The organism is Shewanella sp. K8 (genome assembly GCF_028823715.1).
Lineage (GTDB): Bacteria > Pseudomonadota > Gammaproteobacteria > Enterobacterales > Shewanellaceae > Shewanella > Shewanella algae.
In genome coordinates this window covers 67862-88556 of record NZ_JAPEHY010000011.1, presented here as the reverse complement: position 1 = coordinate 88556, position 20695 = coordinate 67862, and the positions used below count along the sequence as shown (strand labels likewise).

The following is a 20695-nucleotide window of genomic DNA, read 5'->3' as shown; positions in this document are numbered from 1 at the left end:
TGTTATCTGTAAGTTGCCATTCAAGTTAAGGGATCGGCCGGTTTATCTCAAGTCCTGCCCACCCATTCACTCAAGGTATCAAAGAGTTCATTGAGCATAATGGGCTTGGTGATATGGGCGTTCATTCCCGCCGCCAGGCTCTTCTCACGATCGCCTGACATGGCGTGGGCCGTCATGGCGATAATCGGCAAGGTCTCCCTGTCGTATTTCTTGCGCAGTTCCCGGGTCGCCGTCAGGCCATCCATCACTGGCATCTGAATATCCATCAATACCGCGTCGTATTGACGCTGCTCCACCATATCGAGGGCAATTTGACCATTGTCTGCCAGATCTACCTCATAACCGGCGCTGCGCAGCAGTTCAGAGGCCACCTGCTGGTTGATCAGGTTATCTTCTACCAGCAGCACCAAGCCTTTATGACCACCGCTCTGATTGTCGGTAATTTCAGCCACGGTCGCCGGATGGGGTTTCTCGGCGAAGGCAGAGATTATCTCATCAAACAGAGTCGAGGCCTTGAAGGGCTTTTGCAGCAGCGCAAACACATTGGCATCTTCCACCTCCTGCGCCAGCGGCTCGGCGGCATAGGCCGTCATCATGATCACCACGGGGCGCTTGCTGATCCTGCCATCGGCCACCATCTCGTCCAGGGTACGGATCACCTCGCGGCCATCCATTTCCGGCATCATCCAGTCGATAAGCAGCAGGTCGGTTTCCTGTTTGCCCAGCTTATAGAGGGCTTCGGCACCGCTGGCGGCGGTGTCCACCTCGAAGTGGAAGTCGCGCATCAGGGTAGAATATATCTGCAGCGCCGTGGAGTTATCGTCCACCACCAGCGCCCGCAGGCTATTGAGCTGCTCCGGCATCACCAGAGGTTCAATCTTGGCCTCTTCGGCGATCTCAAAGCTGATGGTAAAGCTGAACACACTGCCGACACCCGGCTCACTCTGCACCTGCATCTTGCCGCCCATCATGGACACCAGATGCTTACTGATGGACAAGCCAAGGCCGGTGCCGCCATATTTGCGGGTGGTGGAGCCATCCGCCTGGGCAAAGGCGTCAAACAGTATCTCCTGTTGCTCCTTGCTGATACCTATGCCGGTGTCCCGAACCCAGAATTTGAGGGTAATGCGATGATCGCGTTCGCCGACATCTTCACAACCGAGTTCAATCTCCCCCTGGGAGGTAAACTTAACTGCATTGGACAACAGATTCACCAGCACCTGACCGAGACGCAGCGGATCGCCCTTGAGGATCAGCCCGGCGGTCACAGGGGCATACAACAACAGCTCGACCCCTTTCTCCTGTGCCTTGAGTGAGTTGATATCCAGGGCGTGCTCCAGCACCTTATCCAGCGGGAAGGAGACCCGCTCCAGCTCCAGCTTACCGGCTTCGATCTTGGAGAAGTCGAGAATATCGTTGATAATCCGCAGCAGTGACTGAGCCGAGAAGCCGGCCTTCTCCAGATAATCTTTCTGCTGCACCGTCAGGTTGGTGCGCTGCGCCAGCTGCAGCATGCCTATGATGGCATTCATCGGCGTGCGGATCTCATGACTCATATTGGCCAGGAATTCACTCTTGTAGAGGTTGGCCAGTTCGGCATCTTTCTTGGCCTCCAGCAAGGCCACTTCATTGCTCTTGCTGCGGGTAATGTCTTTGTGGGTACCCAGCATACGCCTGGGCTCATTGTTGGCGGTAAATTCCACCACCCGGCCACGGGACAGCACCCAGTGATACTGACCACTCTTGCCGCGCATCCTGAACTCTATCTCGTAGGCTCCAATAGGATCGGCCAGATACTGCTCGCGATACTCTTCGACCCGGATCCTGTCATCCGGATGGATCAGCTCGTCTATGGTCGACAGCAGCGCCGGAAACTCATTGGTCTTGTAACCCAGCATGGTGTAGTAAGCCGGGTTGCAGATGATCTGCTCCGAATCCAGATACCAGTCCCACAGGCCATCTTCCACCGCGTCCATCGCCAGGTGATAACGTTCTTCCGACAATCGCAGCTGTTCGGCCGATTCATATTCGCGGGTCACATCACGCCAAACGGCAATCAAGCCCAGCATCTCGCCGCGGCGGTTATAAAACGGCAGCTTGAGGGTGTCGAGCAGCACGGGCTTGCCGGCCAGCTCGACCTTTTCCTGATAACGCAGCGGCGCCCTGTCTTTGAGTACCTGTTCATCCTCGGCGCGAATTCTGGCGGCCTGTTCCGGGCTGGTAAGTGTGTCTGAATTCAGGCCTATCATCTCGGCTTCTGTGTAGCCAAGCACCCGCTCGGCCGACTTATTGCAGCCGAGGTACTTGCCTTCTTTATCTTTGAAGACAATGGCTTCAGGAATCGAGTCCAGCAGAGAGCGCAGCAGGGCATATTCCCGCTCACGTCGCTCTGTGGTTTCTTTCAGCCGTTCGGTGCGCCGGGCCACCAGTTTATCCAGCCGCTTGTTCTGCTCCGCCAGGTGACGGGTATATTGCTGGTTCTCTTCAAAAATGCGGCTGACCAACTGGAACCAGGGCTCCCAGCCCTGGGTGATCTTCTCCGGCGGCCGAATCGGCTCACGGGAACAGTCTTCCAGGTGCGAAAGCAGGCGCGAGGCCGGGCTGACGAAAGAGCGACGAGTCTGCCAGTGCACTATGGTCACCAGCACGGACAGCGCCAGTACCACAAGAATAAAGGTCAGCTGCAGCTTCTCGAACGAGTCCAGAAACAGGTCATCGACATCCTGCAGATAGAGCAGGCGCCAGGGGGCGTTGTGCAGCGCCACTGAGTGGATGTAATAGCCGTTACGGATCATCCCCTCGTGGGCATCGAACAGCTCGGACTCCGGCAGTGAATGCAGCTCGGATGGGATCCGCTGACTGATGTGGTAGACCCGGTTAATGCTGGAGGTATCAAAATCGCTGTGGGAGAGAATATTGTTGCCTTGATCCAGCAAAATCACTGTGCCCGGCATCTTGAAATAGAGACGTATCTGTTTGGCGAGCGATGCCAGTGTCATGTCCAGATTAATGGAGCCGATAAACTCATCTTCGAGATAGATGGGCACCCCGAGCGTGGTCAAAAGACCATTGCCGGCCGAGTCCACATAGGCCTCACTCCAGAACACACTGCGCTGGGGGTTCATCGCCGGCGTCGCCAGTTGAAACTGTTTCTTGTTCAGCAGTTCATCGCGAAAACGCTGCTCGTCCGAAGGCCAAGGGTAATAGGACATCATTCGCCGCTTGGACAGGTAATAGATGGCCGAGGCCTTGGGTGCGGCTTCCTTGGCGACCGGGAACGACAACGACAGCTCGAACAGCATCTCCAGTTCCTGATAGAACTTGTCGCTGCGGCCATCGAGAGAACCGGAACCGGTTATCCGCCCCATGTTGGTGAATGGCTCACCACTCTTGGCGTAATTGGGCTCCAGGGTAAAGAACTGACCGCTTTCGTTGAATTTCTCGTACTGGGGCAGTCTGTCCTTGCGTACCTGCTCGGCCAGGCGCAAGTGGTCCACGGCCACATTGCGCAGGCTCTTGACCGCACGGATACTGGATTCCAGCAAGAGATCAATCTGCATCACATGGCGATCGACCTGTTCTTCTCTGAGCTCCATCTGTTGGGTCTTCTGGCGCTCAAAAAACACCCAGGCGGTGAGCAACGCCAGTACAATTACCCCCATATAGGTGTAAAACACTGCGCGATTGTAATTTTTCTGGATCGGAGATTTCAGCTGCAGATCCGGCTCACTCGATTTCATCCATTACCCTTGCATCACGTCCCATCCCCAAGCGGCGGGAAGGAAGAAGAACAAAGCCAATATCATATACTTAATTTGGTCGAATATGCAGTACCCCGCACAAAGCAAAGGCCCCGAAATGGGGCCTTTTTCAGTAGCAGGGGTTATCAGAGCTGCTCTTCGGCAAACTCCGCCAGCCGTGAGCGCACTACGCCGTTGAGGTAGATGTTGGCGCTGCCTTCAAAATTTTTAAAGCGTTCAACCATATAGGTCAAACCCGAGGTGACCGCGGTCAGATAGTTGGAGTCTATCTGCGCCAGGTTGCCACAGCAGATAAGCTTGGTGCCTTCTCCCATACGGGTGATCATGGTTTTCAGCTGTGAGGCGGTCAGGTTTTGACACTCATCCAGCAATACCACTGAGTTCTGAATCGAACGCCCACGCATGAAATTGATCGACTTAAACTGGATATTGGCCTTTTCCATTATGTAGTTGAGTGAACCACTGGGATTAACGTCATGCTTGTGCAACACCTCCAGGGTATCGGTAATTGCCGCCAACCAAGGGGCCATCTTCTCCTCTTCCGTGCCCGGCAGGAAGCCTATCGATTCGGCGATTTCCGGAGTATTCCGGGTGACTATCACCTTGTCGTAGAGATTACGCTCCACCACCAGCTCCAGTGCCGCCGCCATCGCCAGCAAGGTCTTGCCGCACCCTGCTGGACCGGTGAGAATAACCAAATCGATATCAGGGTCCATCAAGGCCTGCAGCGCCATGCCCTGATAGATATTCTTCGGCCTCACGCCCCAGGCCTCCATATTCATCAGGCGCTCGCGACCGAGATCCAGCACATTGAGACTGGTTTCACTGCGGCCGACCACCCGGCCACAAAACTCGGATTCCTCATCCAGCAGATATTGGTTGATGTAAAAGAGATCGTCGCCCAGGTCCTTGAGCGGCACATCATGCACCGTATGACGGCCATGACGCTCGGTGGCCACCTTGTGCAGATGCTCCCAGAAGTTGCCTTCAAATTGATGAAAACCCTTGGATAGAAAACGTATGTCATCGATCAGCTGATCTGTGCGGTAGTCTTCTACCAGGAGTATCCCGGCACCTTTGGCCTTGAGACGCATATTGATGTCTTTGGTGACCAGCACCACGGTACGGGGCTCGTATTGATTTTGCAGATGCAGGGCTGTGTTGATGATGCGGTTGTCGTTGTTGTCGCCGGGCAGCGAGCCTATGGTGAATTCAATCTGGTGGTCGGGGAAGATGGCCAGAGTACCTGTGGCATCTGTGTGCCCTTCGCGGCTTGGAAGGGGAACCCCTTTGATTATCTGTTCCGGAGTAGTCTTGCCGCCGAGGATATCTTCCAGTGCCCGAATGGCGACCCTGGCATCGCGGCTGACATCCCGCTTTCTGTCTTTTATCTGGTCCAATTCCTCCAGTACCGTCATTGGGACCACAACATCATGTTCTTTAAAGGAGTAAATCGCTAAGGGTTCATGTAATAACACATTGGTATCAAGTACAAACAACTTTCTGTCGTCTTGTTCCATGGCGCCTCCATTTGCGTCAATGAGCTACTCACAGCTTTGTTGTCATGGGCCAGCGCAGGCCTGGGGTTGGGGTATATGGCACTCCTGTTTCTGACAGATGGCGGGTAGGTTTCACCACTGTGACATGGCTTAAACTAATACTGGCACCTTTAGCAGCGGATGACAAATACCCTTTGCAGTCTGTTCAATGGCCACTGCGCGGTATCCGTTTTTGAGTGTAGGATGCTAAAGATGACGATTGGATGACAAGCGGGCGAAAAGGCCTGCGTCATAAGGGGGGCAGGATTGGTATTATACTCGGATTGGTATAACATACGCGCCCTTTGAGAATCCGCCCGGAGATGAGAGTTAAAGATGCCCTTCGCCTTAGGTCAACGCTGGATCAGTGATACCGAATCAGAGCTTGGTTTGGGTACAGTAGTACAACTGGAAGGCCGCATGGTCTCACTGCTGTTCCCCGCCACCGGAGAGAACCGCATGTTCTCCCGCAACGACGCCCCGTTAACCCGGGTGATTTATAACCCAGGTGATCAGGTCAAGAGCCATGAAGACTGGACACTGACCATCAACTCTTTGGATGAAAAAGACGGGCTGGTGATCTACACCGGCATTCACAGCGAAACCGGTGAAGAAGTGCAGCTGAGGGAAACCCTGCTGGACCACAACATTCGCTTCAACAAGCCGCAGGACAGACTCTTCGCCGGCCAAATAGACAGACTGGACAGATTCGGGGTGCGCTACGCCGCCCAGCAGCTGCGCCACAACCTGGCCACCTCAGATCTGCTGGGGCTGCAGGGTCCCAGAGTCGGCCTTATTCCTCATCAGCTGTGGATTGCCCATGAAGTCGGGCGCCGCTATGCGCCACGGGTGCTGCTGGCCGATGAAGTGGGCCTGGGCAAGACCATAGAAGCCGGCCTCATCATTCATCAACAGTTGATGACAGGCCGCGCCGAGCGGGTACTTGTGATAGTGCCCGATACCCTGCGCCATCAATGGTTGGTGGAGACGCTGCGCCGCTTTAACCTGCGGTTTGCCGTATTCGATGAAGACCGCTGCATCGAGGCCTTTGCCGACCATGACAACCCCTTCTACACAGAACAGTTGGTGATCTGCTCGCTGGAGCTGCTGCGCAAGAAGCGCCGTCTCGACCAGGCGCTGGATGCCGACTGGGATCTTATGGTGGTCGATGAGGCCCATCACCTGGAGTGGACCGAAGAGACTCCGAGCCGCGCCTATCAAGTGGTTGAAGCTCTGGCGGAAGTGGTGCCCGGCGTACTGCTGCTGACCGCGACCCCGGATCAGTTGGGCCATGAGAGTCACTTTGCCCGACTGCGACTGCTGGATCCTGATCGTTTCTACGACTATCAAGCCTTTATCAAAGAGGAAGAAGGCTACAAAGAGGTGGCCCTCGCCGCCGAGGCGCTGGCCAGTGGCAACAAGCTGCCCGACATTGCCATCAACAGCCTGACCGAGCTCTTGTCTGAGAAAGATATCGCCCCCGCCATTCGCCTTATCCAGGCTGAAGGCGTCGATTCTGAGCAGCAGCAAGCCGCCCGTGACGAGCTGCTGCAGGAGCTGCTCGATAGACACGGCACGGGTCGGGTGCTGTACCGTAACAGCCGCGCCTCGGTCAAAGGCTTCCCGAAACGCATTTTCAACGCCTATCCACAGGCCATGCCGGAGCAGTACCTCACTGCGGCCCGAGTCAGTGCCATGATGAATGGTCACCGCACCCTGGAAATGAAGGCCGCCTACGCGCTGGCGCCGGAAAAAATGTATCAGGAGTTTGATGAAAACTCCGCCGCCTGGTGGAAGTTCGACCCCAGGGTCGACTGGCTCATCGACTTCCTCAAGCAAAACCGCAGCAAGAAAGTGCTGATCATCGCCAGTCAGGCAGCCACGGCGCTGAGTCTGGAAGAAGCGCTGCGTACCCGTGAAGGGATCCTCGCCACTGTGTTCCATGAGGGCATGTCCATCATAGAACGTGACAAGGCCGGTGCCTTCTTCGCCCAGGAAGAAGGTGGTGCCCAGGCGCTGATCTGCTCGGAAATCGGTTCCGAAGGGCGTAACTTCCAGTTCGCCAGCCAGTTGGTGCTGTTCGATCTGCCGCTGAACCCGGATCTGCTGGAGCAGCGCATAGGTCGCCTGGATCGCATAGGTCAGAACCATGATGTAGAGATCCACCTGCCCTTCCTCACCGACACAGCGCAGGAGCGTCTGTTGGCCTGGTACCATGAAGGCCTCAATGCCTTCGAACTCACCTGCCCCGGCGGCCATATTCTGTTCAAGGAGTTTGGCGCCCAGTTGCTGCCACTGCTGGTGGAAGAAAACGAAGAAGAGATGGCCAAGTTGCTGCGCGACACCCGCAGCCGATATAAAGAGCTCAAGCAGGCTATGGAGCAGGGCCGCGACAAGCTGCTGGAGCTCAACTCCCACGGCGGCGACAGGTCATTGGCATTGGCCGAGAGACTGGCGCAGATGGATAACGACACCCAGCTTATCGGTTCAGTGATCCGTCTGTGGGACATCATAGGTCTGGATCAGGACGATAGAGGTGAAAACACCATAGTGCTGCGCCCGAGTGAGCACATGATGTTCCCCACTTATCCCGGTCTGCCGGAAGATGGCATTACCGTGACCTTCGACCGGGATACCGCCCTGTCCCGCGATGATATCGCCCTGATAACCCAGGAGCACCCGCTGGTGCAAACCGGGTTGGATCTGATCACAGGTTCTGAGACAGGCACCACAAGTGTTGCCATCCTCAAGAACAAGGCGCTACCGGCAGGTACCGTATTCCTGGAGCTTATCTACCTGGCACAGGCCTCGGCCCCCAAGTCCAGCCAGCTGTATCGCTATCTGCCGCCGACACCGCTGCGCATTCTGCTGGATAAGGATGGCAACAATCTGTCTGACAAGGTGAGTTACGAGCATTTTGATCGCCAGCTCAGCGCGGTTAACCGCCATATCGGCAGCAAGCTGGTCAATGCCTCGCAGGCGATATTGCATCCACTGCTGGCCAAGGGCGAAGCCCACGCTATGGAGGCTATGTCCAACCTGCAGGTCGAAGCCCAGCAGCAGATGGAGCGCCAATTGGGCGCCGAGCTGGAACGTCTGGAAGCCCTCAAGGCGGTGAACCCCAATATCCGCGATGCCGAGCTTGAGTATCTGCAAAATCAGATAGCCGAACTACGCGGCTATTTGGATCAATGCCAGCTGCAGCTCGATGCCGTGCGCCTGGTGCTGGTCAGCCACGCCTGATAATCCACTCAAATATCATCCCCCCAAGACCCGCTAACTGCGGGTCTTGTTTTTTGCGCTAAAGTTCAGAAGCCCTGGTGCACCACGCCTTCAAGCATTGGATCGACACACAAACTTTCGATACAACAGCTACTAGTGCACAAATTTGCGGCTTATAATTTTGGCATTGAGTCAATAAAGGCTGCAGAATCATGCTATTCCAGCCTATGAAAAGTTTAAGGAGTTCACTTGGCGCTGATATCCAGGACGATAGCTATGCTGTGCTTTTTCCCCTTGATGGCACTGGCAGCCGACGAACCAGCCAACAAAGACATGGCCAACCAGGAGCAGACTCAACCGCAACCGGTGCAGAAGCCTGCCAAGCAAACACCTGAAACAGCCCCTATGAAACCCAGAGACAATAGCCGGGCGTTGGAGCATGTCGCCGCCTCAGAACTGCAAAAGATCCAAGTAGATGGCGAGGAGCAAGCCGTTCTGGTGCGCCCTTGGAGTGGCCCAAAACAATTGGGCGCAGCGCTGTTGCTGCCGCCCCCCGGCACCCATGCCGATGCCCCCGGGCTCAACGCCTTCTTGCGCCGCAGCATCAATCCGGCAGGCTGGGCCAGTCTCAGCATGACACCACCGCCCTTTCCTGAGCAGCCCAACTTCACCACTGAGGCCCAGGAAATAAGCAAGGCCGGCGATGGCAAGGTGCAGGGCAAGAGTAACCAGGCAACAAGCCGCAGAGCGGCGGAGGAGTGGCAGAAACTCAGAAAGCAGCAACTGACCTTTATCCAAAAGAGTCTGGCGCAATTGGACGCCTTGGGTGAGCCCTTTCCCGGCAAGCGCTTGCTGATAGCCCAGGATCAGTCCGCCGCCTTGGTGATTGAGTTGTTGGCGGCACAGGAGTTGGCCAAGCCGGACTTGTTGGTGGTGATCAATCCCTACCTCGACGATCCCTATGCCAATTTGGCACTGCCAAAGAAACTGGCCGGGTTGGAGTTGGCGATACTCGATATCCAATCTCCCGACGGTCACCAGGCCTCGCAGGCTACAGTGGAAAGTCGCAAAACCCTGGCGTCAAGCAAGCCGGACAATCAATATCGGCAGCAGTTGCTGGCGCTGGATCTACGCCAGGATGTTGCCTTTGAAAACACCTTGCTGATGATAGAAGGCATGGCCAGAAAGGTGCTGAAACAGCAGGCGCCAAACGAGAAGGCGGCCACTGAAACCCATCAGTGACCGCCTAATTGCAGAAGTTGCTGCCAAAACCGGCCGGCGGACCAAGCTTCCTGTAGAGCAAATATCGGCAGTGCGATTACTCTTTCTTGCCGCCCTTGGAGAACATCAACGCCAGGGAGATGAGCACCACAGTGCCGCCCATGAACAGCAAGTCCAATGCCGAGCTGGGTTTGATATCGGCAAAGAAGGAAAACACCTTGATGATCAGCATCATCAATATCACTTTGCCCAACTTGCTCTTGAGCGCATCTATGCTGGAGATGATCAATATCTTGCCGCCGGTATCCGAGTTACCGGCCGGCTCCAGGTTACGGATAAAGAGCTCATAGAGGCCGAAAGCGAAGATCAGCAGCACAGCCCCGAGCAGGAAGGTATCCAGTATCTCCACCAGTACCATCACAAGATCGTTACGCACATCATAGCTGCCACTGAGCAGGTATTCCCACAGCAGGGCAAACATATGCAGCACGTCCTTGACTCCCATGACAAAAGTGACCAAGGCCGCCAGCACACAGGAGAAGACTCCGACCATGACAGACAAGCGACTGCCCCAGAGCAGGCGTTCAAAAAAAATCCGCATCCCAATTTCCGTCTAAAAATAAAGTGACGGATTTTCAGGCAGTTTTGCTATTGAGGTCAAGTTATTATCCCATCATACGTGATAGGTATCTCACCAGTTTCGCCGCGGTTCAAAGGCCCGCTCGGGATCCTTGCCCTGACGCACGGCGGCAATGGCTCTGTTGCGCCCCAAAAGCAGACGCACCTGGCTCCAGGACTCACGCGCCAACAGGCGCCTACGGGACCCGTTCCAGCTGCGGTTAATACTCAGCTTTATCGCCGCCAACGCATCGGGAGAGCGCTCATTGAGCTCAGCTGCCAGTTCTTGTGCCCGGGCCAGGGGATCACTGCAGCACTCGGTCACCAGCCCAAGCTCCAATGCCTTGGAAGCCGGGATTAATTCCGCCGTCATGCTGAGTTTCAATGCCTGATCTTTTGCCAGAATTTCTCGCAAACTCACCAGGCCGCCCATGTCGGGAACCAGGCCCCACTTGGCTTCCATTATTGACAACTCGGCGTCATTGGCGGCAATGCGAAAATCGGCGCCGAGAGCAATTTGCAAACCGCCGCCATAACAACGGCCATCCAAGACGGCAATGACAGGAACCGGCAACTCACGCCAGGCGACAGACACCTGCTGCGCCAGATTGGCATTGCCCGGTAACAGCTTGAACAGCAGTTTCAGCGCTTGCCATGGAGAGTTGGCCACACTCTTGATATCCAGGCCTGAACTGAATTGGCCGCCCTCACCTCTGAGGATCACCGCCCGCAAATGTCGTTGACGGCGCAAATGACGCGCCATCGCCTTGAGTTCACTGAACATGGTGTAATTAATGGCATTGAGCTTATCCGGCCGATTCAAGCTAACGATAGCCAGCTGTTGTTGCCATTCCAGGCTGAGTGTCTGCCACTGCATCTGCAGGTCCTTGAAAGTTGAAGTTATGTTAACGGTATCACCATCACACTGGTCAGGCCAGAGCAAAAAGCGTCCCGTTTCAACAACACAGGGCAGTCTAAATTTTGACTAACGTCAACAATCTGACATTAGCTTTGACTTAGTGACAACAAGTGTTCACAATATCGACCCTCAACAGGCAAGCCATTGCACTATAATAAGATTTTCTCCTGCCAAATGTATGAGAAACGGGCATCAAGCCCGAGCTCGCCGATAACTGACTATCGGCCCAGTCCTCACTGATCCAGCGGCATAATCAGAGGATAATCACAAAAATGCCGCTGTAGGTGTTATCTTCAAGTAATGCAGTAGAACAGGAAATCTCTATGGCGATTCCGGTACTCATATGCGACGACTCTGCGCTGGCGCGAAAGCAGATGGCCCGTACTCTTCCCAAAGATTGGGAGGTAGACATCAGCTTTGCCGCCAATGGCGCCGAAGGACTGGAGGCAATTCGCGCCGGCAAGGGCGAGATTGTCTTTTTGGATCTCAACATGCCGGTCATGGACGGCTACGAAGTGCTGCAAACGATTCAGCAGCAAGACCTGCCGGCCATGGTGATAGTCGTCTCGGGCGATATACAAATTAAGGCTCATCAGCGAGTCAAGGCCTTGGGCGCGCTGGATTTTATTCAAAAACCCGTCAGCGCAGATGCCATCAGCAGCATACTGCAGGAATATGGCATTTTGCAGTTGGCCGAAGGCGGCGAAAGCAATGAAGAGCCAATGATCCAGGTGGATATGCGCGATGCCTGCCAGGAGGTTGCCAACGTTGCCATGGGCCGCGCCGCCGATCTGCTGGCCAAGCTGTTGGATGTGTTTGTGCTCTTGCCTATTCCCAACGTCAATGTGCTGGAGGTCAGCGAATTGACCATGGCACTCAAGGCCACAGAGGAAAGCCCCAAAATTTCGGCGCTGTGCCAAGGCTTTATCGGTGCCGGGATTGCCGGTGAGGCTCTGCTGCTGTTTCACGACTCCAGCTTTAAGGATATGGCCAAGTTGATGGGCCTGTCGGATCCCGAAGATGCCAACACAGAAATCGAGGTGATGATCGACACAGCCAACGTGTTGATCGGCGCCTTCCTCAGCGGTATCTCGGAGCAACTGGACATGCAATTCAGCCAGGCGCACCCTGTGGTGCTCGGTCGACATTGCACAGTAAACGATCTGATCCACGATAACTCAGATCGCTGGCAACGCACGCTGGCGATGGAGATCAATTATCGTATCGAAGATCACAATGTGCAGTGCGATCTCTTGCTGCTCTTTACCGAAGACTCCTTGCCGACGCTGAATTTCAAGCTCGGCTATCTGATGAACTGACAAAAACAGGTTTGCCATGGCAAAGGATTTGGATGCAATGAATGAACTGCACTGGCTGATCGATATGGTACAAACCATAGAGGTCGGCCTGGTGGTGCTGGACAGAGAGTACAATATTCAGCTGTGGAACGGCTTTATGGAGAACCACAGCGGCGTTTCTCCCAACGATATCAAGGGCGACAACCTGTTTGAACGTTTCCCGGATCTGCCGGCCAGCTGGCTCAAACAGAAGATGGAGTCTGTGTTTCTGCTGAAGAACCGCGCCTTCATCAGTTGGGAGCAGAGGCCCTATGTATTCAAATTCAAGAACTACCGGCCCATCACAGGCCGCGCCGAGTTCATGTTCCAGAATGTCACCCTGTTGCCGCTGGCCTCTCTGACCGGGCAGATCTCCCATATCAGCATCATCATCTATGATGTGACGGATATTGCCATCAACAAGCTGCAGCTCAAGAGTGCCAACGAGCGCCTGGAACACCTGAGCCAAACCGATGGCCTGACCCAGCTGCATAACCGCAGACACTGGCAACTATGCATGCAGCGGGAATTTGATCGCCATTCCCGCTATGGCGATCCTGCCAGTCTGGTGATGTTCGATATAGATCACTTTAAGCGGATCAACGACAGCCTGGGGCATATCGCCGGAGACAGGGTTATTCAGCATCTGTCCCATATTCTCAGCCAAAACCTCAGGGAAACCGATTGCGCCGGGCGCTACGGGGGCGAAGAGTTTGCTGTGGTCTTGTCCCACACCAGCGCCGAGGATGCCCGCTCCTTTGCCGAGCGGCTGCGCTCTCAGGTGGAAAACAGCCGCTTCAGTTTCAATGGTCAGCCGGTGCCCTTTACCATCAGCCTGGGGATCTGCGATCTGAGTGATGAGGTGGAAAACAGCGATCAATGGCTGGCCAATGCCGATCAGGCCCTCTACCAGGCCAAGGTTTCCGGCCGCAACTGTGTCAGTATTTTCAGTGATTGATCCACAGATGACGGCCAATAAAAAACCTAAGAGGCATACAGGAAGCACATCATTCGGTCTCAATCGCTTATAAGTGAAGATGAATTATTCGAAGTAAATTCTCTGAGACGAGTAATCTGCGTGCTTCATACAAAAACTGCGGTTGCCAGGCATGCCTGCAGCAGGCTTAAGCCTGTTTCTGCAAAATCACCAACGGATTAAGGTTAATGGGGATGTATTGCTTGGCTTTGTTGCTTACCCCGGCACCATTTACCGCCACATTTGGCCTTCATGGCACACATCGCATCCCATCGGCCACTCATGCCACTGTACTGACGGCGAAACTCCTTGGCGGAAGTTATCCAGGCATCGTCACTGATACCAAGCTCAAGCAGTAGTTTGGGTCTGGAAGAGGCAATAAAGCCACGCTTGTCTTCCCGCACCGCCCGGCCTGTCCAATCAATCAGCTCCAGATAGTCGGCAAAGTGAAACGGGATACCGCTTTGTTCGGCGGTAGTTGCTGCACCATCAAATTGCAGCAGTGGCTTAAGTGAAGTGTTGGCAGTTGTAGGTTCGTCAACTTCCTCTATACGCTCCTGAATGGATGTGTAATCAGAAGCTTGCAGCGAATCTGCAATACCGGCGCGAATGGGATTTAAATCCACATACATCATGCAGGCCAGCAGCGCCTGTTCATCGAGCAGCGCCTGCGACTTAAAGCGCCCTTCCCAGAATACGCCCTTGCAACCATCTTCTCGATTGGCCTTGCGGGCGATATCTTCGTTTAAACAGCGCATAAACCAACTGATACTGCCAAGGCGTTCCTGCCAATCGCTAATCAGCGTATCCAACAGTATTCGCTCACCTTCTGAGAGACTATCGCCCTTGAGGAACTTTGCCGCCACAGGATTGCCACTAAAGAGCCCTGTCCAACGTTCAATGACTTCAAATGGCGACAACGATTGTTGTGCAGCAAGGTCGATTTTGAGCACCAAATGGTAGTGATTACTCATGACCGCATAAGCGCAAACGTCGATGCAGAATACTGACGACAACTGCCTGATTTTATCCACTATCCAGCCACGTCTATGCTCGTAACTGCGCCCCGACAGTGCATCTTCACCACACAAAAATGCCCTTCTCACGCAACGGTTAATCACGTGGTAAAAGGGCGTACTTTCAGCATCTATCAACTGACGACGGGCTGTGGTCATAACCAACCTCGACTGAGCTTTGATGGGTATTTCAAAGCCTAGTCAAGGCTTGGCGAAACATCAAAAAGATATGGCTGTCCTATCTTTTCCTTTGTCAGAAAGAGACCTGCCGGTGCTTGCATCGGAGAGGTGTCCATATAAGCTATTTAGAGCCGATCACAAAAGATTGCTCTAGAACTTATGGTGGTCGAAATCAGCCAGCACAAAGCTTAGCCGACTCAAAACATTTGAAAAAACTGCTCAAAAAACATAGACATCATTACCAGCCTTAAATAACATATCACTCTCATAAAGAAATAAAATTTGTTAATGAACAGCACGAAATAAATTAAGACTCTGAAATTTATGAATAACGTAATCAAATGGCTAAACAGTCGTTACGAAGAACTTGTAAAAGATAGTTATTTTACATATCTAGTTGGAGAAAATACGCTTAAGTTTGAGCCAACACTTGATGATCGATTTGACTTGGTATGTTACGACGACAAGATAAATATGATTTTCGATCAAGATAAACGTCTCAAGTTTTTCATCGTGGAATACCCTCTTGATGAAGCGCTATTGAGCATGCTTTCAACAAAAGATATACCATTGACTGAAAAAATGAGTTTGACTTCGATAAAATCAGTATTTGGGGAACCAGAAAAATCGGTTGGTCCGAGAAAGCTACCTGGGTCAGTTAAAAATGGCTGGGTTCAATATAACTTATCAGAACAATACAAACTAACATTCAGCTTATCTCATGTTGATCAAGCTCAGATAGTAGATATAAGGTTCTCAATGAGTTAGTAGAAAAGGTAGCTGATATAAAGAGTTATCTAAACTTTATTGGCGATATTTACCTAAACGTCTTTTCAAAAGAGTTAGCAATACCCGCGATTGGTACTCCACTAATTTTCTTAAAAAAATCTATGTACCTACTCGACATCAAAATGAGAAAAGTGGCTTAGGGGGATATAATTAACCTTTCAAGAAAGGTAAACTAAATAACTTTCCCAAATAAGTAGAACACTGTAAGGGAAATCAGTCCAGTTTGAGCGTTCAGAGCTACCACAAAACAAATCTATTTCTTGTACAATACCTGAGGTTAGTTAATCCCCAGAAAATATCTAGCCCGAGGCGTAAAAAGTATACTTAGTATCGAACTACGAGCTATTGCTGAAATAACTGTTGCACTAACAACCTAATGCACAGCTATTTCAAAAACTCGTCCACCTTGATTTAATGTCATCTAGAAACTAATTCACTCTATTAAACTCCATTCCAAGAATGTATTCACTGAGTTTGAAAAACTGAAATGCTTCAATATTGAATTTGGCTAGCGCTTTTACTATTTTTTCATGAACGATAATTGCGCCACCCTCCACTCGAGCCAACTTGATAATTAAGCGACTTTCTTCTGGTATATCATTCAAAATATTCTCGAGTAGTTTGTATTTTATAACCTCATTGTATTTAGCATTGGGTTCATACTCATCTACATTACTACTTTCAAAGTCAACACAATCCAAGGTGGAGTAAAAATTGAAGAAATAAAAGTCCTCGTACCACGTCCCATCATCACCTATAATGACAGCAGGAAACAACTGAAAGCCATTTATTTCGTATTGGTTCACTACTGAAGCAATATCCACAGATACCACTGGGTATATACTGTCCATTTGAGCGTTATTAAGATTAAAAGGAACCTCTCCTTTATACCCATTTTCAAAAAATACAGGGCCATCACCATAATCTAACTTTGCATATGTATGATTTCTTCTTCCAGTATCTAACGTCGCTCGCAAAGATAGATATTTATCGCGAAAAACTACGCGTTTCATTATAAAGTATTGATCTTCGTACTGACTCATTTTCTACCTGACTAAAAGTTATTTCATCCTACACAAACACAATCTTTGCTCTTATACAGTATTAAAACCTGTTGCGAGGACATTTATGGTGACTCATACGGAATCCAGCTGTTTATTCAAAGGCTGGTTGGCGAATTGGAGTCACCTACGGACTACTGTACTCACCTGCAACGACGACGCTGGCAAGGAACTGCGAATTGCCAGACATTGTCTCGCTGAATCCCCATAACCCAACCCATCAGCCAAGTCGAACTTTGTTCGATTTCAATAATGCCTGAAATTGGTCCCTTGCACTAACTTCAATAGCCGAATGGCCCTCAAATGGCTATGGCTTGAAAGATAGCTTTCTCCCTGTGGAAACATCTGTGTTTCTGCAATCCAGGAAACTAGATTTCTCACTCAGTTAATGTTGGGTGTCTCTATTGTTTTCTTTATTTTTCGCATATCTTTAACCAATCTTGTTCAGTTGGCATCGTATCAAATTGTGGTATACCGTCATTCATGAAACCCACATCCCAACTTGCGTGAGATCCGACATAGACATGAGCAGAAACTTTTGTATCAACAGGCTCGGAAAGCAAACCAGCAGGTACCCAATATGAATCACCGTTTGAGCTGATATTAGGTACCGGACTACCACATTGGCAACAAAACTCAGATTTAAAGCCAGAGCTAGTAGAAAATGACCGAATCTGATGTTCGCCAGTGCACCACTTAAAATTTGATGCCTTGACTATCAAAGCTGAATTTGATGAAGAACCCGACACTTTGCGACACAATGAACAATGACATTGATAAATGAGTGGTAATTCACCTGACAACTCAAACGAGATCTCTCCGCACAAACAGTTTCCTTTCAATTGAATTATTCCTTGTTAATTAGTACGCATACCCCCAAACAGAGGCGCAAGCTTCGCTGGTGTCCTGTAGCCTTGATTTTGTTATGTTTTTTTCGGTGGCTGAAACACCATCTAATTACAACAGTACATCTCGCTATGCATTTGTATTGATTGGTTAAAACAGGTTTCAGTCCTAATATCCTTTGCAGCTAAACGCGCATTCACGGTTTCCAAATCTATTATCTACCAACAATGTTTTATATCTTTTTGAATTTAAATCTATTTTCTGTGATATTACAGAAATAATGCGCAAATTTATCTTCAAATTGCCAGGCATTTTGTCAAAACTTTAATAGACAAGCAGCGTGGCTACCGCAGGGGGATTAAGTGTTCTGCCTCTTCCCTCAACCTAAATTTTATCTTTCTGTATCAGCATCTTGTCAGAGATTAACAACATTAGGCAAGCGATAAATTTGCTACCTTTTGGCCAGTTCTTCAATCTGTGCCTGAGTGAAATCACTCATCCAGTAGCACCAAAGATAACCGCCAATAAAAAAGAGCGATACAAGCCGCGGGGTCACTTCAGCCCCTAAAACCAATGCACCTATTTCAAACGGTTTGCGGCTGTGGCTAAGCCGTCAAGGAGGCTCAGCCCACATGAGCATACAATGAGTATGTGATTGGGTGAGCCGACGCAGACAATAACGCCACGATCGTCCACAAAATTACAGCACTGCAGTCTGATCGAGGGCTGACAAAGCCGACTAGTCACTTCAGCCCCTAAACCAATGCACCTATTTCAAACTGTTTGCGGCTGTGGCTAAGCCGTCAAGGAAGCTCAGCCCATGAGCATACAATGAGTATGTGATTGGGTGAGCCGACGCAGACAATAACGCCACGGTCGCAAACAGGAAGAAATAGAAGAAATATCAGTAGTCGAAACCAGGCTGCGCTTTAACCCCCGCCTCAAACGCATGCTTCACGCTATTCACCTCACTGACAGTATCTGCTAATTCAATCAGTTGCCTGTGGCAGTTACGGCCGGTGATGATCACATGCTGCATGGGGGGACGATTTTGCAACGCATTTATCACTCGCTGCAGATCCAGATAATGGTAACTGACCATGTAGGTGAGTTCATCGAGCAGGAGTATGTCTATGCTGGCATCCTGAAGCCATTTTTCGGCGGCCGCCCAGGCCTTTTCGGCGGCGGCGATATCCTTGGCTTTGTCCTGGGTGTCCCAAGTAAAGCCTGTGCCCATGACTTCGAACTTGACCCCGGCGCCTTCCAGTAACTTGCGCTCACCGCACTCCCAGGTGCCCTTGATAAACTGCACTGCGGCACCCTGCTTGCCATGACCGACCGCGCGGGCCAGAGTGCCAAAGCCGGAAGTGGACTTACCCTTGCCGTTACCTGTCACGACCAGGAGTATGCCCTTCTCTTCGGTGGCGGCCGCGATTTTGGCATCCACCGCCGCTTTTACTTTCTGCTGCCGCTGTTTATGACGCTCTGCCTTGATATCGGTTTGATTATTATCGGTCACCCGGGTCTTCCTCTTTGAATATGTTGATTATTTTATTGAAATCCAGATGTTGCTCCAGCACATCGGCCAAACGATCCAGCTGTTGTTGCCGCTGCTGATTGATATCCACGGCATGGCCCTGTGGCGCCGTCATCCCAGCCCAGGCGAGCAGCAGCTCACAGGCCTCAGGGCTGTCAAACAGGCCATGCAAATAACTGCCGAGAATTTGATTATCCTCCGACAGCAGACCTTCGCTGCGGGGTGCTGTGATTTGTGTAGGTGCTGTGGTTTTTGCAGGCTCAGTGATTTTTGCGGGCTCAGTAGCACTGGCACAGTTGGTGTCACTGCCTCGCTCATTAAGCAACAGTGGCTGCATGCATCGGTCCAGGATCCGCGACACTCCGCAGTGGATCTCATAGCCGAAGACTGATGCCGATGATTGCCCAAGCCTCAGGGTACCGCTGACATTGAGCAGCTGTTTTTCGACTTGCAGCTCGGTAGTGAGCGGCAGGTAGCCCAGCCCTTGGCTGGTACCGGGCAAGTCTTCCAGCCCCAAAGGGTCGGCAATGGTCTGCCCCAGCATCTGAAAGCCGCCACAGATACCGATAAGCTTGCCGCCGTAACGCAGATGGCGAGCTATGCCCTTATCCCAGCCCTGTTGGCGGATAAAAGCCAGGTCGGCGCGCACATTCTTGCTGCCGGGCAGCAGCAGGAGATCCAGCCCTGGAAGTTCGCCCTGATGGGTCGGCCCTATATAACAAAACTCGATATCCAGATGCAGCCGCAGCGGGTCAAAGTCGGTATGGTTGCTGATCCTGGGGTACACCAAGACGCCGACTCTCAGTCGCATCCCAGCTTGAGCTGTTTCAGATTGAGCTCGTGCTGATTGAGCTGTTACCGGCTGATCGGTAGCAGCCCCCTGAGACTGAGCAGTTGTTTGCACCAGTGCATCTTCGGCGTCCAGATGCAGGGCATCGAGGTAGGGCAGTACGCCCAATACCGGCTTGCCGGTGTGAGCCTCGAGCCAATCCAGCCCGGACTGCAGCAATGAGATATCACCGCGAAAACGATTGATCACAAAGCCCTTTACCCTAGCCTGCTCACTCTCGGACAGCAGGACCAAGGTACCGACCAGGTGGGCAAATACCCCGCCCTTGTCGATATCGGCGATGAGGATCACCGGGCAGTCCACCGCTTCGGCAAAGCCCATATTGGCAATATCGCCCTGGCGCAAATTGATTTCGGCCGGGCTACCGGCGCCTTCTACCAGCAGCCAGTCAAACTCCTGCTGCAACCTGTGCCAGGATGCCAACACCGCCCGCATGGCAGCGGCTTTATAGTCACGACTCTCGGGGCCGAAAAAGGCGGCGGCTTCCAGGCTGGTCAGCGCCTTGCCCTGAATAATCACCTGCGCCTTGGTATCCGAGCTGGGTTTAAGCAATACCGGGTTGAAGTCGATTCTCGGCTCAAGACCGGCGGCCACCGCCTGCAGCGCCTGGGCCCGGCCAATTTCACCGCCATCCCGGGTGACGGCGCTGTTGAGTGCCATATTTTGCGGCTTGAAGGGGGCCACTCGCTGACCATGACGATGAAACACCCGGCAGAGTCCGGCTACCAAGGTGCTCTTACCGGCATCCGAAGTGGTGCCCTGCACCATAAGGCTGCGGCCAGGCCGGGCCAGAGCCGAAAATTCAGCTTTAAGTTCTGCGCCAT

Annotated in this window: 14 protein-coding genes; 5 read left to right on the top strand and 9 right to left on the bottom strand. The window is 52.2% G+C overall.

What is annotated here, in order from left to right:
* Positions 1–47: 47 nt before the first annotated feature.
* Positions 48–3740 carry a response regulator gene (locus ON072_RS08135; RefSeq protein ID WP_025888772.1) on the bottom strand — a complete coding sequence of 1231 codons (3693 nt, stop codon included), beginning with the start codon at positions 3738–3740 and terminating at the stop codon, positions 48–50.
* A gap of 146 nt (positions 3741–3886) precedes the next feature.
* Positions 3887–5281: a PhoH family protein gene (locus ON072_RS08130; RefSeq protein WP_025010322.1), complete on the bottom strand. Its 1395-nt coding sequence runs from the start codon at positions 5279–5281 to the stop codon at positions 3887–3889.
* A gap of 354 nt (positions 5282–5635) precedes the next feature.
* On the opposite strand from ON072_RS08130, the gene rapA reads away from it, so the two are divergent.
* On the top strand, positions 5636–8542 hold the full coding sequence (rapA, locus tag ON072_RS08125; protein WP_261753124.1) for an RNA polymerase-associated protein RapA: 2907 nt from the start codon (positions 5636–5638) through the stop codon (positions 8540–8542).
* Positions 8543–8770: 228 nt separating this feature from the next.
* Positions 8771–9763, top strand: coding sequence for a DUF3530 family protein (locus tag ON072_RS08120; protein ID WP_144224918.1), 993 nt, complete (start codon positions 8771–8773; stop codon positions 9761–9763).
* Between the two features lie 76 nt (positions 9764–9839).
* On the opposite strand, the gene ON072_RS08115 is transcribed toward ON072_RS08120, so the two are convergent.
* Together ON072_RS08115 and ON072_RS08110 are read right to left on the bottom strand one after the other, a co-directional pair.
* Positions 9840–10343, bottom strand: coding sequence for a YqhA family protein (locus ON072_RS08115; RefSeq protein ID WP_025010320.1), 504 nt, complete (start codon positions 10341–10343; stop codon positions 9840–9842).
* A 90-nt stretch (positions 10344–10433) separates the two neighbouring features.
* Positions 10434–11237 carry a crotonase/enoyl-CoA hydratase family protein gene (locus ON072_RS08110; RefSeq protein ID WP_044733709.1) on the bottom strand — a complete coding sequence of 268 codons (804 nt, stop codon included), beginning with the start codon at positions 11235–11237 and terminating at the stop codon, positions 10434–10436.
* Positions 11238–11602: 365 nt separating this feature from the next.
* On the opposite strand from ON072_RS08110, the gene ON072_RS08105 reads away from it, so the two are divergent.
* Positions 11603–12598 (top strand): response regulator, encoded by a 996-nt coding sequence (locus ON072_RS08105; RefSeq protein ID WP_025888766.1) that lies wholly within the window; start codon positions 11603–11605, stop codon positions 12596–12598.
* A gap of 16 nt (positions 12599–12614) precedes the next feature.
* Positions 12615–13574 (top strand): GGDEF domain-containing protein, encoded by a 960-nt coding sequence (locus ON072_RS08100; RefSeq protein ID WP_261753123.1) that lies wholly within the window; start codon positions 12615–12617, stop codon positions 13572–13574.
* Positions 13575–13777: 203 nt separating this feature from the next.
* Here the strand turns inward: ON072_RS08100 and ON072_RS08095 are convergent, their stop codons facing one another.
* The gene (locus ON072_RS08095; RefSeq protein WP_221054765.1) at positions 13778–14767 is read right to left on the bottom strand and encodes a transposase; all 990 of its coding nucleotides are present in this window, start codon (positions 14765–14767) and stop codon (positions 13778–13780) included.
* 345 nt (positions 14768–15112) lie between these two features.
* On the opposite strand from ON072_RS08095, the gene ON072_RS08090 reads away from it, so the two are divergent.
* Positions 15113–15556, top strand: a complete 444-nt coding sequence (locus ON072_RS08090; RefSeq protein WP_221054764.1) for a hypothetical protein — start codon at positions 15113–15115, stop codon at positions 15554–15556.
* A 449-nt stretch (positions 15557–16005) separates the two neighbouring features.
* On the opposite strand, the gene ON072_RS08085 is transcribed toward ON072_RS08090, so the two are convergent.
* The 4 genes from ON072_RS08085 to ON072_RS08070 form a co-directional block, all read right to left on the bottom strand.
* The gene (locus tag ON072_RS08085) at positions 16006–16620 is read right to left on the bottom strand and encodes an imm11 family protein (protein WP_144380478.1); all 615 of its coding nucleotides are present in this window, start codon (positions 16618–16620) and stop codon (positions 16006–16008) included.
* Positions 16621–17051: 431 nt separating this feature from the next.
* On the bottom strand, positions 17052–17480 hold the full coding sequence (locus ON072_RS08080; protein ID WP_208125513.1) for a GFA family protein: 429 nt from the start codon (positions 17478–17480) through the stop codon (positions 17052–17054).
* Between the two features lie 908 nt (positions 17481–18388).
* A complete protein-coding gene (gene cobO, locus ON072_RS08075) occupies positions 18389–19003 on the bottom strand; it encodes a cob(I)yrinic acid a,c-diamide adenosyltransferase (RefSeq protein ID WP_144158712.1) in 615 nt (204 codons plus the stop codon).
* Positions 18993–20639: a cobyric acid synthase gene (locus tag ON072_RS08070; RefSeq protein WP_261753126.1), complete on the bottom strand. Its 1647-nt coding sequence runs from the start codon at positions 20637–20639 to the stop codon at positions 18993–18995. Before ON072_RS08070 ends, cobO begins: the two co-directional genes overlap by 11 nt.
* Between the last annotated feature and the right edge of the window lie 56 nt (positions 20640–20695).